11 protein-coding genes, 1 tRNA gene and 2 pseudogenes are annotated in these 15,873 nt (G+C 45.9%); all 14 read right to left on the bottom strand.

The annotated features are described in order from the left end of the window. Positions 1-126 (bottom strand): GTP-binding protein (locus TW89_RS03490; protein ID WP_002259029.1); only part of this gene is annotated, 126 nt, incomplete at its 3' end. 85 nt (positions 127-211) lie between these two features. Beyond that, positions 212-2,317, bottom strand: a complete 2,106-nt coding sequence (gene fusA / locus TW89_RS03485) for an elongation factor G (RefSeq protein ID WP_036491326.1) — start codon at positions 2,315-2,317, stop codon at positions 212-214. Between the two features lie 18 nt (positions 2,318-2,335). After that, entirely contained in the window at positions 2,336-2,806 is a 471-nt protein-coding gene (gene rpsG, locus TW89_RS03480) for a 30S ribosomal protein S7 (RefSeq protein ID WP_002240962.1), read from the bottom strand. 117 nt (positions 2,807-2,923) lie between these two features. Then, the gene (gene rpsL, locus TW89_RS03475; RefSeq protein ID WP_002218431.1) at positions 2,924-3,295 is read right to left on the bottom strand and encodes a 30S ribosomal protein S12; all 372 of its coding nucleotides are present in this window, start codon (positions 3,293-3,295) and stop codon (positions 2,924-2,926) included. Positions 3,296-3,625: 330 nt separating this feature from the next. Further along, the gene (gene rpoC, locus TW89_RS03470) at positions 3,626-7,801 is read right to left on the bottom strand and encodes a DNA-directed RNA polymerase subunit beta' (RefSeq protein WP_128580560.1); all 4,176 of its coding nucleotides are present in this window, start codon (positions 7,799-7,801) and stop codon (positions 3,626-3,628) included. 156 nt (positions 7,802-7,957) lie between these two features. Further along, positions 7,958-12,136: a DNA-directed RNA polymerase subunit beta gene (rpoB, locus tag TW89_RS03465; protein WP_128580559.1), complete on the bottom strand. Its 4,179-nt coding sequence runs from the start codon at positions 12,134-12,136 to the stop codon at positions 7,958-7,960. A gap of 189 nt (positions 12,137-12,325) precedes the next feature. Beyond that, positions 12,326-12,698: pseudogene (gene rplL / locus TW89_RS03460) on the bottom strand (50S ribosomal protein L7/L12). Positions 12,699-12,756: 58 nt separating this feature from the next. After that, positions 12,757-13,257 (bottom strand): 50S ribosomal protein L10, encoded by a 501-nt coding sequence (rplJ, locus tag TW89_RS03455; RefSeq protein WP_003680699.1) that lies wholly within the window; start codon positions 13,255-13,257, stop codon positions 12,757-12,759. A gap of 222 nt (positions 13,258-13,479) precedes the next feature. After that, on the bottom strand, positions 13,480-14,175 hold the full coding sequence (gene rplA, locus TW89_RS03445) for a 50S ribosomal protein L1 (protein ID WP_003677918.1): 696 nt from the start codon (positions 14,173-14,175) through the stop codon (positions 13,480-13,482). After that, positions 14,175-14,609, bottom strand: coding sequence for a 50S ribosomal protein L11 (gene rplK / locus TW89_RS03440; RefSeq protein WP_002220151.1), 435 nt, complete (start codon positions 14,607-14,609; stop codon positions 14,175-14,177). Before rplK ends, rplA begins: the two co-directional genes overlap by 1 nt. Positions 14,610-14,714: 105 nt before the next feature. Further along, complete coding sequence (gene nusG / locus TW89_RS03435; RefSeq protein WP_003680697.1) at positions 14,715-15,248, bottom strand: transcription termination/antitermination protein NusG; 534 nt, start codon at positions 15,246-15,248, stop codon at positions 14,715-14,717. Positions 15,249-15,250: 2 nt separating this feature from the next. Further along, on the bottom strand, positions 15,251-15,526 hold the full coding sequence (secE, locus tag TW89_RS03430) for a preprotein translocase subunit SecE (protein WP_128580557.1): 276 nt from the start codon (positions 15,524-15,526) through the stop codon (positions 15,251-15,253). 131 nt (positions 15,527-15,657) lie between these two features. Further along, a tRNA-Trp gene (locus TW89_RS03425) sits at positions 15,658-15,733 on the bottom strand. 6 nt (positions 15,734-15,739) lie between these two features. After that, a pseudogene (locus TW89_RS03420) lies at positions 15,740-15,873 on the bottom strand (hypothetical protein); the annotation flags it as partial.

Raw genomic sequence — 15,873 nt, 5'->3', positions numbered from 1 at the left:
GCCACCGAATTTTTTAGCCAAAATAGTAGTCAAAGCAGCAGTCAGAGTGGTTTTACCATGGTCAACGTGACCGATGGTGCCAACGTTTACGTGCGGTTTGCTACGTTCAAATTTTTCCTTAGCCATGAGCTAATTCCTTTACATATAAAGATCGATTAAAGAACAATGGCCGTCTGAAAATTTATTTTCAGTTTCAGACGGCCTTTTCCGATTAGCCTTTACGGGCTTCAGTTACAGCAGCAGCTACGTGAGCAGGAGCTTCAGCGTATTTTTTAAACTCCATGGAGTAAGTAGCACGGCCTTGGGTTGCAGAACGCAGGTCGGTTGAGTAACCGAACATTTCTGCCAGAGGTACTTCGGCACGGACTTTCTTACCACCGATACCGTCATCATCCATACCCAATACAACGCCGCGGCGACGGTTCAAGTCGCCCATTACGTCACCCATGTATTCTTCAGGTGTTTCCACCTCAACTGCCATGATTGGTTCCAACAGAGCTGGATTGGCTTTACGCATACCTTCTTTAAAGGCTTGAGAAGCTGCCAATTCGAAGGCCAGTTGTGAAGAGTCAACATCATGCGAAGAACCGAAAATCAAACGTACACGAACGTCAACAACTGGGTAACCGGCAACGATACCGTTAGGCAAAGTATCGCGAATACCTTTATCAACAGACGGAATAAATTCGCGAGGAATCACACCACCTTTAATTTCATCGATAAATTCGTAACCCGCACCACCTGGTTCCATAGGTTCCATTTTGATCACAACGTGACCGTATTGACCTTTACCACCAGATTGTTTGGCATGTTTGTATTCAGCTTCAACTTCTTTGCGGATGGTTTCACGGTAAGCCACTTGAGGCGCACCGATGTTTGCTTCCACGCCGAATTCGCGTTTCATACGGTCAACAATAATTTCCAAGTGCAGCTCACCCATACCGGAAATAATGGTTTGACCGGATTCTTCGTCTGTACGAACGCGGAAAGAAGGGTCTTCTTTCGCCAGACGGTTCAGGGCGATACCCATTTTCTCTTGGTCGGCTTTGGTTTTCGGCTCAACGGCAATATGGATTACCGGCTCAGGGAATTCCATGCGTTCCAAGATGATAGGTGCGCTTTCTGCACACAAGGTCTCACCAGTAGTAACGTCTTTTAGACCGATAGCGGCTGCGATGTCGCCAGCGCGTACTTCTTCAATTTCAGTACGGTCTGCAGCAGTCATTTGCACCAAGCGACCGATACGTTCGCGAGTACCTTTTACAGAGTTCAATACGGTATCACCGGATTTCACCACACCAGAGTAAACGCGGATGAAAGTCAACTGACCAACGTATTTATCGTTCAACATTTTGAACGCCAATGCAGAGAATTTCTCTTCATCGCTGGCTTGACGGCTGTCGGCTTCTTCAGTGTTAGGGTTAACACCTTGAACTGGAGGAATGTCGGTAGGAGCAGGCAGCAATTCTACAACTGCGTCCAACATACGTTGAACACCTTTGTTTTTGAATGCTGAACCGCACAACATTGGTTGAATTTCACCAGCCAAAGTACGTTGACGCAATGCGCCTACGATTTCTTCCTCAGTCAGCTCATCACCGCCCAAGTATTTATCCATCAATTCTTCGCTGGCTTCTGCTGCGGCTTCAATCATGTTTTGACGCCATTCTTCGGCAGTCTCAACCAATTCAGCAGGAATATCGCCATAGGTAAAGGTTGTACCTTTATCGGCTTCATTCCAAATAATGGATTTCATTTTCAACAGGTCAACAACACCGCTGAAGCTGTCTTCCGCACCAACCGGAATCACGATAGGTACTGGGTTTGCGCGCAAACGTGTTTTCATTTGCTCAACAACGCGGAAAAAGTTGGCACCTTGACGGTCCATTTTGTTTACAAATGCCAAGCGAGGTACTTGGTATTTATTAGCCTGACGCCATACGGTTTCAGATTGAGGTTGAACACCGCCTACTGCACAGTAAACCATTACCGCGCCGTCCAATACACGCATAGAACGCTCTACCTCTACAGTAAAGTCAACGTGTCCCGGGGTGTCGATGATGTTGAAACGGTGCTCAGGGAACTGTTTCGCCATACCGGACCAATAAGAAGTCACAGCAGCAGAAGTAATGGTAATACCACGCTCTTGCTCTTGTTCCATGTAGTCGGTAGTAGCTGCGCCGTCATGCACTTCGCCCAATTTGTGAGTCAAACCTGTATAGAACAAAATACGTTCTGTTGTGGTTGTTTTACCCGCGTCAATATGGGCAGAAATACCGATATTGCGATACAGGCTGATAGGGGTCTTACGAGCCATTTTGTTAGCCTTTCGATATTAGAAACGGAAGTGAGAGAATGCTTTGTTAGCTTCAGCCATACGGTGTACTTCTTCACGTTTTTTCAACGCACCGCCACGACCTTCAGCCGCATCAATCAATTCGCCTGCCAAACGCAGGTCCATAGATTTCTCACCACGTTTACGGGCTGCGTCGCGAACCCAGCGCATTGCCAAAGCCAGACGACGTGAAGGACGAACTTCAACAGGAACTTGGTAGTTTGCACCACCTACACGGCGGCTTTTCACTTCCACGATAGGTTTGGCGTTTGCAATGGCTTCGTTAAATACTTCGATTGCTACTTTGCCGGTTTTTTTCTCAATTTGCTCCAGCGCACCGTAAACGATACGTTCTGCAACAGATTTCTTACCGTCAATCATCAATACGTTCATGAATTTAGTCAGCTCAACGCTGCCGAATTTAGGATCTGGCAGTACGTCGCGCTTAGGGACTTCTCTACGTCTTGGCATTTTAATTTCCTTTAATCTATTCAGTTGGGTCAATTCCCATGAATACCCAATTGAGTATTCACTTACTCGGCCGTTGTTCAGCTTAGGCGGCCGACGTGCCTATTTGAGTCCCGATAATTATTTAGGACGCTTAGCACCGTATTTAGAACGGGCTTGTTTACGGTCTTTAACACCTGCAGTATCCAAAGAACCGCGCACAGTGTGGTAACGTACACCTGGCAAGTCTTTTACACGACCGCCGCGAATCAATACGACGCTGTGCTCTTGCAAGTTGTGACCTTCACCGCCGATGTATGAAATTACTTCAAAACCGTTGGTCAAGCGAACTTTACACACTTTACGCAATGCAGAGTTAGGTTTTTTAGGGGTAGTTGTGTATACACGGGTACAGACGCCACGTTTTTGCGGGCAAGCTTCCAGTGCAGGCACTTTGTTTACGTACACAGGCTTTTGACGGCCTTTGCGTACCAATTGGTTAATAGTTGGCATATTTTCTCGTCCTGTTGAGTTAAATACTTGCCGACACCATGTCGACAAGATTGGAATTATATTTTTATTGCAAGGGTTTAGTCAAGCAAATGACTGATAAAGTTTGGTGTTTTCCAATTTATGCCTAAATTTTAGAAACAAAGGCCGTCTGAAACATTCAGACGGCCTTTGCCATTTTAAATAAGTCCGCAATTTGGTTCTCTACTTATTTTCTCCATTGCTTTCCCTTATTTATTCAGACGGCCTTAATCTTTACCCTCTTTTAAGTCCTCTAAAAAATAAAACCGCAAGACTGGCTTGCGGTTTTATTTTCACAATAGTCGCTCGGGATTATTCGTCTGAAGCTTCGGTTTCAGAAGTTTCTTGATCGGCTTGCTGCCATTGTTGGTGACGGCTGCGGTGGTAGGTCAAACCTGTACCAGCAGGAATCAAACGACCGACAATTACGTTCTCTTTCAAACCGCGTAGCTCGTCTTGTTTGCCCATAATAGCGGCCTCTGTCAAGACGCGAGTTGTTTCTTGGAACGATGCCGCAGAAATGAAGCTGTCTGTAGACAAGGAAGCTTTGGTAATACCCAACAACACGTTTTCATAACGTACAGGCTCTTTGTCTTCAGCCATGGCTTTTTCATTGGCAAGCATCACATCGCCACGCTCAACTTGTTCGCCGGTAATGAACTCTGTATCACCGGAATCGACAATGTTCACTCGACGCAGCATTTGACGGATGATGACTTCGATGTGTTTATCGGAAATCTTCACACCTTGCAGGCGGTAAACCTCTTGTACCTCTTGAACAATGTAGCGAGCCAATGCTTCGATACCTTGCAGACGCAGAATGTCGTGTGGATCTACGGCACCGTCTACGATGGTTTCACCGCGGTTTACCACTTGACCGTCGTGTACCAAAATCTGTTTCTCTTTAGAAATCAGCGTTTCGTATGCTACACCGTCTACATCGGTAATAATCAGACGCTGTTTACCTTTGGTTTCTTTACCGAAGGAAACGGTACCGGTAATTTCAGCCAACATACCTGCATCTTTCGGCACGCGTGCTTCAAACAATTCGGCTACGCGTGGCAGACCACCGGTAATATCGCGGGTTTTAGAAGACGCTTGTGGAATACGCGCCAACACATCACCCTTACCGACTTCCTGACCTTCACGGACAGTAATCACTGCACCGACCGGAAACGCCATAGAAACCGGCGTAGTCGTGCCTGGGATACAGATTTCCAAACCATTTTCATCCAACAGTTTGACAGTCGGACGCAACAGTTTGGAAGCACCGGAGGAGCGACGTTTGCCGTCGATGACCACCAAAGTGGACAAACCGGTTACATCGTCGGTCTGTTTCGCAACGGTTACACCCTCTTCTACGTTTTCGAATTTCACCAAACCTGCATGTTCGGTAATCATCGGACGGGTATGCGGATCCCAAGTTGCCAAAGTTTGACCGGCTTTAATGGCTTCGCCGTCTTGTACCAGCAGGATCGCACCGTAAGGTACTTTGTGGCGTTCACGTTCACGGCCGATTTCATCGTGAATCACAACTTCACAAGAGCGGCCAATGACAACCAATTCTCCTTTGTTGTTGGCAACGTAACGCATTTGGCTGCTGAAACGAGCTGTACCATTGGATTTGGCTTCCACTTGGCTGGCAGCAGCCGCACGAGATGCCGCACCACCGATGTGGAACGTACGCATGGTCAGCTGAGTACCTGGCTCACCAATAGATTGTGCAGCAATTACACCTACAGCTTCACCAGCGTTAACCAGTTTACCGCGCGCCAAGTCGCGGCCATAACAGTGTGCACACAAACCATGACGGGTTTTACAAGTAATTGGCGTACGGACTTTAACCTCGTCAACACCAGATTGGTCAATGATATCGACTAATTTCTCAGTCAGCAGTGTACCTGCCTCAACCAATGTTTCTCCTGTTGAAGGATCAACAACATCTGATGCTGTAACACGGCCTAAAATACGATCGCGCAACGCTTCAATTACGTCACCGCCTTGTACTACTGCTTTCATGACAAAGCCGTCTGAAGTACCGCAATCGTCTTCAACAACCACTAAGTCTTGGGTTACGTCTACCAAACGGCGGGTCAGGTAACCGGAGTTTGCAGTTTTCAACGCGGTATCCGCCAAACCCTTACGCGCACCGTGGGTCGCAATAAAGTATTGCAATACGGTCAGGCCTTCGCGGAAGTTTGAGGTAATAGGCGTTTCAATAATGGAACCGTCAGGTTTTGCCATCAAACCACGCATACCGGACAACTGTTTAATCTGAGCCGCAGAACCACGGGCACCAGAGTCGGCCATCATGTAAATAGAGTTGAAGGACTCTTGATCAACTTCGTTGCCGTCACGGTCGATGACTTTTTGTTTGGACAGATTGTCCATCATCGCTTTAGCAATCTTATCGCCGGCACGACCCCAAATATCGACTACTTTGTTGTAACGTTCGCCGTTGGTTACCAAACCTTGACGGTATTGGTCTTCGATTTCTTTAACTTCGGCATTAGCCTCGGCCAGCAAGGCTGCTTTTTCTTTCGGAATTTCCATATCGTCAACCGCAATGGAAATACCGCCTTTAGCCGCAAAACCGAAACCGGTATACATCAAGTGGTCGGCGAAAATAACTGTATCACGCAAGCCGCACAGACGGAATGATGCGTTAATCAGTTTAGAAATTTCTTTTTTCTTCAACGCTTTGTTGATGTACTCGAACGGCAGGCCTTTAGGCAAGATTTCGCTCAACAATGCACGGCCGACGGTTGTTTCGTAACGGTTAACGACAGGCTCAAACTCACCTGCTTCGTTTTTCACCCATTCACGCAGACGTACGGTAATTTTCGTACCCAGTTCAACCTGTTTGGTATGGTATGCACGATGCACTTCTTTCACATCGGCAAACAGGCTTCCTTCGCCTTTAGCATTGATACGGTCGCGGGTCATGTAGTACAGACCCAATACGATATCTTGAGAAGGTACGATGATTGGTTCGCCGTTGGCTGGAGACAATACGTTGTTTGAAGCCAGCATCAGCGTGCGTGCTTCCATTTGTGCTTCCAAGCTCAATGGAACGTGTACAGCCATTTGGTCACCGTCAAAGTCGGCGTTAAATGCGGCACACACCAATGGGTGCAACTGAATAGCTTTACCTTCGATCAGAATAGGTTCGAACGCTTGAATACCCAAACGGTGCAGGGTTGGCGCACGGTTCAGCATAATCGGATGTTCGCGGATTACTTCTTCCAAGATATCCCATACTTCAGGCACTTCTTGCTCTACCAATTTTTTCGCAGCTTTAACGGTAGACGCCAAACCTTGTTTTTCCAATTTGTGGAAAATAAATGGTTTGAACAGTTCCAAAGCCATTTTTTTCGGCAGACCACATTGGTGCAGACGCAGGTATGGACCTACGGTAATCACGGAACGACCAGAGTAGTCCACACGTTTACCCAGCAGGTTTTGACGGAAGCGGCCGCCTTTACCTTTAATCATATCTGCCAATGATTTCAGCGGACGTTTGTTGGCACCGGTCATGGCTTTACCGCGACGGCCGTTATCCAACAGAGAGTCAACTGCTTCTTGCAACATACGTTTTTCGTTACGAACGATGATGTCTGGCGCATGCAGTTCCAACAGACGTTTCAGACGGTTGTTACGGTTGATAACGCGACGGTACAAATCGTTCAAATCGGAAGTGGCAAAACGACCGCCATCCAATGGAACCAACGGACGCAGATCAGGCGGCAATACCGGCAGCACATCCATAATCATCCATTCCAGCTTCATACCGGAACGGTGGAAGGCTTCCAATACTTTCAAACGTTTGGCAATTTTTTTGATTTTGGTGTCAGAACCGGTAGATTCCAGCTCTTGACGCAGGATTTCGATTTCGCCGGTAATATCCAAGGTACGCAGCAATTCGCGGATACCTTCTGCACCCATTTTGGCATCGAAGTCGTCGCCGTATTCGTCCAGTTTGTTGTAGTAATCGTCTTCAGTCAGCAATTGACGACGTTGCAGCGGAGTCATGCCGGGATCGGTTACCACAAATGCTTCAAAGTACAATACGCGTTCGATATCGCGCAAAGTCATGTCCAGTACCATACCCAAGCGGGAAGGCAGGGATTTCAAGAACCAAATATGTGCAACTGGTGCAGCCAGTTCAATGTGGCCCATGCGTTCGCGGCGCACTTTGGACAGGGTCACTTCTACGCCACATTTTTCACAAGTTACGCCTTTAAATTTCAAGCGTTTGTATTTACCGCACAAACATTCATAGTCTTTGACCGGGCCAAAGATTTTGGCGCAGAACAGACCGTCTCGCTCAGGTTTGAACGTACGGTAGTTGATGGTTTCAGGTTTTTTAACTTCGCCATAAGACCATGAGCGGATGGTTTCGGGAGAGGCAATACCGATTTTGATGGCATCAAACTCTTCTTCCATGCCGGCAGTTTGCAACGGATTAAATAAGTTCAACAAATTCATTTTTGCTCCTTGAAGGAAGTATTTTTACCGCATGGCGGATTTTCGATATTGGGAAACGGTACTTTTGATTTCAGACGGCCTAAATGCCGATTGCTTCATTCTTATTCTGAAACCGCTTTTTCAGACGACCTTGAAAGGCCGTCTGAAAACTTCTGTTTAGTAGCGTTCCAAATCGATATCCAAGCCCAGTGAGCGAATCTCTTTAACCAATACGTTAAAGGATTCAGGCATACCGGCATCGATTTTGTGTTCGCCTTTGACGATGTTCTCGTACATTTTGGTACGGCCGTTCACGTCGTCAGACTTCACAGTCAGCATCTCTTGCAGCGTGTATGCCGCACCGTATGCTTCCAATGCCCAAACCTCCATCTCACCGAAACGTTGGCCACCGAACTGAGCTTTACCGCCCAAAGGCTGCTGGGTAACCAGACTGTATGGACCGGTAGAACGGGCGTGCATTTTTTCGTCAACCAAGTGGTGCAGTTTCAGATAATGCATCACACCGACTGTAACCTTACGGTCAAATGCTTCGCCTGAACGGCCGTCATACAGCGTAATTTGAGTTTTACTGTCGTTGAAGCCCAGTTTCTCAACCTCAGGATCTTCGCTTGGGTAAGCCAAGTTCAACATTTCGCGGATTTCAGACTCTTTCGCACCGTCGAATACAGGAGAAGCGAAAGATGCACCTTTACGCAGGTTGGAAGCCAATTCGATGATTTCTTCATCTGTCAGGCTGTCCAAATCTTCTTTCTTGCCGCTACCGTTGTAGAGCTTGTTCAAGAATTCACGCAGCTCGCTGGCTTTGCGTTGCTCTTTCAGCATACGGTCGATGCGTTCGCCGATACCTTTTGCCGCCCAACCCAAGTGAACTTCCAAAATCTGACCAATGTTCATACGGGAAGGTACGCCCAACGGGTTCAGTACGATGTCTACCGGACGGCCGTCAGCCATGTAAGGCATGTCTTCCACCGGCAGAATGCGTGATACCACACCTTTGTTACCGTGGCGACCCGCCATTTTGTCACCGGCTTGCAGACGGCGTTTGATGGCGATAAATACTTTCACCATTTTTTGTACGCCCGGTTGCAGCTCGTCGCCCTGGGTCAATTTTTTCTTCTTGATCTCATACAACTCATCCGCTTCTTCGCGTTTTTGTTGCAGGCTCAATTTAATCAGTTCCAACTGTTTGGCCAAATCTTCGTCAGCCAGACGGATGTCAAACCAATCATGTTTGCTGGACAGGCTTGCCAAATATTCGGTAGTGATTTCGCTGCCTTTAGCCAGCTTCATCGGACCACCATTGGCTTTTTGACCCACAATCATACGTTCGATACGGTCGAATGCGTCATTATCGAAAATACGCAATTGATCGCCCAAATCTTGACGGTAACGTTTCAATTCAGAATCAATAATGGATTGAGCACGTTTGTCGCGTTGGATACCTTCACGAGTAAAGACTTGAACGTCGATAACGGTACCGCTCATGCCGGTAGGCATACGCAATGAAGTATCTTTTACGTCAGACGCTTTTTCACCGAAGATGGCACGCAGCAGTTTTTCTTCAGGAGTCAGTTGGGTTTCGCCTTTAGGTGTTACTTTACCTACCAAGACGTCACCGGCTTCTACTTCTGCACCGATATATACGATACCGGATTCATCCAAACGGTTTTGCATACGCTCAGACAAGTTCGGAATATCGCGGGTAATGTCTTCCGCACCCAGTTTAGTGTCACGTGCAACAACGTTCAGCTCTTCAATGTGAATCGAAGTGTAACGATCGTCCGCTGCCACTTTTTCGGAAATCAGAATCGAGTCTTCGTAGTTGTAACCGTTCCATGGCATGAAGGCGATGGTCATGTTTTGACCCAAAGCCAACTCACCCAAGTCGGTAGATGCACCGTCGGCCACCAAGTCACCACGTTGCAACACATCGCCTGCTTTTACGGCCGGACGTTGGTTGATGTTGGTAGATTGGTTAGAACGAGTGAATTTAACCAAGTTATAAATATCGACACCCACTTCACCTGCAGTCGCTTCATCATCATGAACACGAACTACGACGCGGTTGGCATCTACATACTCAACCACACCGCCGCGGCGGGCAACGATTGCAGTTGCAGAGTCAACGGCAACAGAGCGCTCGATACCGGTACCAACCATCGGTTTTTCAGGGCGCAGACACGGTACAGCCTGACGTTGCATGTTGGCACCCATCAATGCACGGTTCGCGTCATCATGTTCCAAGAATGGAATCAGAGATGCTGCAACGGATACCACTTGACCGGTTGCCACGTCCATATATTGAACGCGGTCAGGCGTTGCCATAATGGTTTCGCCTTTTTCACGACAAGTGACCAAGTCGCCAATCAAATTACCGTCTTTGTCCAAATCGGCATTCGCCTGTGCAATCACATAACGGCCTTCTTCGATAGCAGATAAGTAGTCGATTTCTTCAGTTACTTTGCCATCGACAACACGGCGGTAAGGGGTTTCCAAGAAGCCATAATCATTGGTACGCGCGTAAACGGACAATGAGTTGATCAAACCAATGTTTGGACCCTCAGGTGTTTCAATAGGACATACACGGCCATAGTGGGTCGGATGTACGTCTCGCACCTCAAAGCCTGCACGTTCACGAGTCAAACCGCCCGGGCCCAATGCAGATACACGGCGTTTATGGGTTACTTCAGACAATGGGTTAGTCTGATCCATAAATTGGCTCAATTGGCTAGAGCCGAAGAATTCTTTAATCGCGGCAGAAACAGGTTTCGCATTGATCAAGTCATGCGGCATCAAGTTCTCAGATTCTGCTTGGTTCAAACGCTCTTTAACTGCACGTTCTACACGAGCCAAACCGCTGCGGAATTGGTTTTCAGTCAACTCACCCACAGAACGAACACGACGATTACCCAAGTGGTCAATATCGTCCACTTCACCATGACCGTTACGCAATTCAACCAAAGTAGCAATTGAGGCAACAATATCTTCGACACTCAGGACATAACCGCCTTTTTCGGCAGCTCCGGCCAAAGTCTCATTCAACAAACGGCCATACCAAGAGTTTTGTTGTGCTTCAGACAGTTTTTGCTCGTATGTACGCGTATTAAATTTCATACGGCCTACGCGAGACAAATCATAGCTGTCTTCACTGAAGAACAAGCGGTTGAAGAGCTGCTCAACAGCTTCTTCGGTAGGCGGTTCGCCAGGACGCATCATGCGGTAAATCGCTACGCGTGCAGCTTGCTGATCAGCAGTTTCGTCTGTACGCAGAGTACTGGAGATGTAACCGCCTTGATCCAATTCGTTGATATAAAGGGTCGTAATTTCTTTTACACCATGGATATCAAGTTTGGCCAACAGTTCTTCTGTAATTTCATCGTTAGCAGAAGCCAATACTTCACCGGTTTCCGGATCAATCAGGTCAGTAGCCAATGCTTTGCCTATCAAGCTTTCTGGCTCTACATTCAAACGAGTCAAGCCTGCATTGGTAATATCACGGATATTTTTCGCAGTAATGCGTTTACCTTTGGCAACCAGTACATTGCCTTCTTTATCCAAGATGTCAACTTTGGCAGTTTCACCTTTCAGACGGCCTGCAACCAGATCAGTTTGAACACCGTTTGAAGACAAATAGAAAGTTTCTTTGTCGTAGAAAATATCCAAGATTTGTTCATTGTTGTAGCCCAAAGCTTTCAACAAAATCGTAACCGGCATTTTACGGCGACGGTCGATACGGAAATACAGCAAATCTTTTGGATCAAATTCGAAATCCAACCATGAACCACGGTAAGGAATAATACGAGCAGAGAACAATAACTTACCGGAAGAATGTGTTTTACCACGGTCATGCTCAAAGAACACGCCAGGAGAACGGTGCAGCTGGGAAACAATCACACGCTCAGTACCATTGATGACAAAAGAGCCGCTTGGCGTCATCAATGGGATTTCACCCATATACACTTCGTTTTCACGAACTTCTTTTACAGTCGGCTTAGATGCTTCTTTATCCAAAATCACCAAACGGATACGGGCACGCAATGGAGCCGCGTAAGTAATGCCGCGCAATTGACATTCAGGAATATCGAATAAAGGCTCGCCCAATGTGTAATGCACAAACTCCAATCGCGCATAACCGTTATGACTCACAATCGGGAAAATAGAATTAAATGCTGCTTGCAGACCATCATCAGTGCGTTGGTCAAAAGCATTTTCCAGCTGCAAAAATTTCGCATAAGAATCAATTTGGGTTGCCAGCAGGAAAGGAACATCTAAGACATTCTCTCGCTTTGCAAAACTCTTACGGATACGTTTTTTCTCGGTAAACGAATAGCTCATATACACTCCGAAAAGCAATTTTAAATAATAGGCCGTCTGAAACAACGGCATGCATCAACCTGATATTTACATTTATTTGCAATGATTTTATAAAGACTATGCAAATAAATGTAAACAATACCTGATGCTTATTTTAAGAAGCAAAATAAGGCTGGCAGAAAACTGCCAGCCTTCACAGGAAGCATCAAATTATTTGATTTCGACTTTAGCGCCGGCTTCTTCCAGTTGTTTTTGGATGTCTTCAGCTTCAGCTTTAGAAACACCTTCTTTCAGAGTTTTAGGTGCACCGTCAACGATGTCTTTAGCTTCTTTCAGACCCAAACCAGTGATAGCGCGGACAACTTTAATCACGCCAACTTTTTGATCACCGGCAGAAGCCAATACTACGTCGAATTCTAGTTTTTTCTTCAGCAGCAGCTGCACCAGCACCTGCAGGGCCTGCAACTGCAACTGCAGCAGCAGAAACGCCAAATTTTTCTTCAAAAGCTTTAACCAGGTCGTTCAATTCCATTACGGTCAAAGAACCAACGGCTTCCAAAATGTCTTCTTTAGTAATAGCCATGCTATTTATACTCCAAATATTGTATTAAAAAATAATTGATTAAATGAAACAAAATCGATTAAGCGGCTTCTTCGCCAGCTTTTTTCTCTGCCAAAGCAGCCAAACCACGTGCAAAGCCTGATACAGGAGCTTGCATAACGAACAACAGTTTGGACAACAGTTCTTCGCGGCTTGGAATAGAAGCCAACTCAGCAACCTGAGCAGGGTTCATCACTTCGCCATTGTAAGAACCGGCTTTAACGATAATTTTGTCATCTTTTTTCGCGAATTGGTGCAGCACTTTAGCAGCAGCAACAGCATCTTCAGAAGCAGCGTAAACCAATGGACCAACCATTTGATCGGCCAAACCTGCGAATGAAGTACCCTCTACTGCGCGACGAGCCAGAGTATTTTTCAGAACGCGTAAGTAAACGCCTTCTTTACGTGCATTTGCACGAAGCTCAGTCATGCTGGAAACACTGATACCGCGATATTCAGCGACTACGAGAGTTTGAGCGTTAGCAATTGCTGCGCTAATTTCCTCTACGGCCACTTTCTTGGTTTCAATATTGAGACTCAAGGTCTACCTCCCACTGTTTATAAATAGGATACCGAATGATATCCCACCAGCGCGGTAACCTAAAAAGACATCTTACAAGCAATCTTGCAATGTGTTTCAGGACTACCGTCTGCGTAGGGTAATTACGATTAAATCTTACGATCCCTACGGTCTTGGACATCTACTTAATTTTAAGTAGCCCAAATTCAGGTGATCCAGAAAATCAGATCACCTGAAAATTTCTTAGTTGTTCACGCTTGCAGTATCAACGCGAACACCCAAACCCATAGTGCTGGATACAGCAACTTTTTTCAGGTACTGACCCTTAGCAGCAGCAGGTTTGGCTTTAACGATAGCATCCAGCAACGCATTGAAGTTTTCTTTCAAGTCAGCTTCAGCGAAAGAAGCACGACCGATAGTTGCGTGAACGATACCAGCTTTATCTGTACGGTATTGTACTTGACCTGCTTTTGCATTTTTAACTGCTTCAGCAACGTTAGGAGTAACAGTACCTACTTTAGGGTTTGGCATCAGGCCACGAGGACCCAAGATGGTACCCAATTGACCAACGATACGCATTGCATCAGGAGAAGCAATAACAACGTCAAAGTTCAGGTTACCAGCTTTGATTTCAGCAGCCAGATCTTCAAAACCGACAATATCTGCACCAGCTTCTTTAGCAGCATCTGCATTTGCACCTTGTGTAAATACAGCTACGCGAGTTGTTTTACCGGTACCTTTAGGCAGAACGACTGAACCACGGATAACTTGGTCAGATTTACGAGGATCAACACCCAAGTTGAAAGATACATCAACAGACTCGTCAAATTTAGCAGTAGCAGCTTTTTTAACCAAAGCAATTGCTTCGTCGATTGCGTACAGTTTGTTAGCTTCAACAGAAGAGCGAAGAGCTTTCAAGCGTTTAGATACTTTAGCCATTATACAACACCCTCCACGTCCAAGCCCATTGAGCGAGCAGAACCTGCGATAGTACGAACAGCCGCATCCAAGTCAGCAGCAGTTAAATCAGGCTCTTTAGTTTTAGCAATTTCTTCCAACTGAGCACGGGTCAATTTACCCACTTTGTTAGTCAGAGGATTAGAACTACCTTTTTGCAGACCAGCAGCTTTTTTCAACAAGATAGAAGCTGGTGGAGTTTTCATCACAAATGTGAATGATTTATCTGCAAATGCAGTAATCACGACTGGAATTGGCAAACCAGGTTCCATACCTTGGGTTGCAGCATTAAATGCTTTACAGAATTCCATGATATTCAAACCACGTTGACCCAAGGCTGGACCAACTGGGGGAGATGGATTGGCTTTACCTGCAGGAATTTGCAGTTTAATGTAGCCGATAATTTTCTTTGCCACTTAAAGGACTCCTAAAAACGGGTATAACGCGGAACCATTCCGCTTCCCAAACAGAATTCGCGATTATATCCGCTTAAAAAAAATTTTTCAAGCGAATTAAACCACTTAAATCTTTTCAACCTGGCCGAACTCTAATTCAACCGGTGTTTCGCGACCAAAAATCTGAACTGAAACACGCAGTCTATTACGTTCGTAATTAACTTCATCAACAATACCGTTAAAATCAGCAAATGGACCTTCATTCACACGAACCTGCTGACCCACTTCAAATTCAACTTTTGGTTTTGGCTTCTCAACACCTGTTTTGGCTTGTTGCAAAATAGCATCTGCATCTTTTTGAGAAATTGGGATTGGACGATTTCCGCTACCTCCTACAAAACCATTTACTCGAGGGGTACTCTTAACCAAGTGCCATGAATCATCAGTCATTTCCATTTCAACCAATACATAGCCTGGATAGAATTTACGCTCACTGATGGTTTTTCGGCCATTCTTGATATCTACCACTTCCTCTACAGGAACGAGAATCTGACCGAAATATTCTTCCATGTTTTCACGAGCAATACGCTCTTTCAATGTTTTTTGAACATTTTTCTCGAAACCGGAATAGGCCTGTACCACATACCAACGCTTTGACATCTTTACCCTTTCCTATTTAATAAAACATCAAAAAACAACCATGAAATAATTGTATCTGCCGCATAAATGAAGGCTGCTAAAACTGCAACGAAGATAATCACAAATACAGTCATTTTGACCGCTTCATCACGACTCGGCCAAACTACCTTCTTGAACTCAGTCCAAGAGCTCTTAAAATATGCAAACAGACCTTCTTTCTTTTCAGGAGCCGGCTTATTACTTACCACAACTTCCTTTTTCGAATGGTCTTCTTTGCGTCCAGACGGATGTTCTGTCATCTTTACTCACTTATCAATACCCCACCCGCCTTCATTTTAGATAGTAGCATTGATCCATTAATTAATTCCAAATAATCTTAAAACTTAAGTACAAAAAAATTAACCGGCACAAGGCCGGTTAATTTTTTATTTGGCAGGCCAAGAGGGTCTCGAACCCCCAACCCTCGGTTTTGGAGACCGATACTCTACCAATTGAGCTATTGGCCTCTAAACTTAAGCGATTACAGAAGAAACCACACCCGCACCTACGGTACGACCACCTTCGCGAATCGCAAAGCGCAGGCCTTCTTCCATAGCGATAGGCGCAATCAGTTCTACAGTAATGGTTACGTTCTCACCCGGCATTA

Origin of the sequence: Neisseria flavescens (assembly GCF_001618065.1) — a bacterium.
Lineage (GTDB): Bacteria > Pseudomonadota > Gammaproteobacteria > Burkholderiales > Neisseriaceae > Neisseria > Neisseria flavescens_A.
The sequence above is the reverse complement of the archived record's forward strand: the minus strand, read 5'-3'. Positions and strand labels throughout refer to the sequence as shown.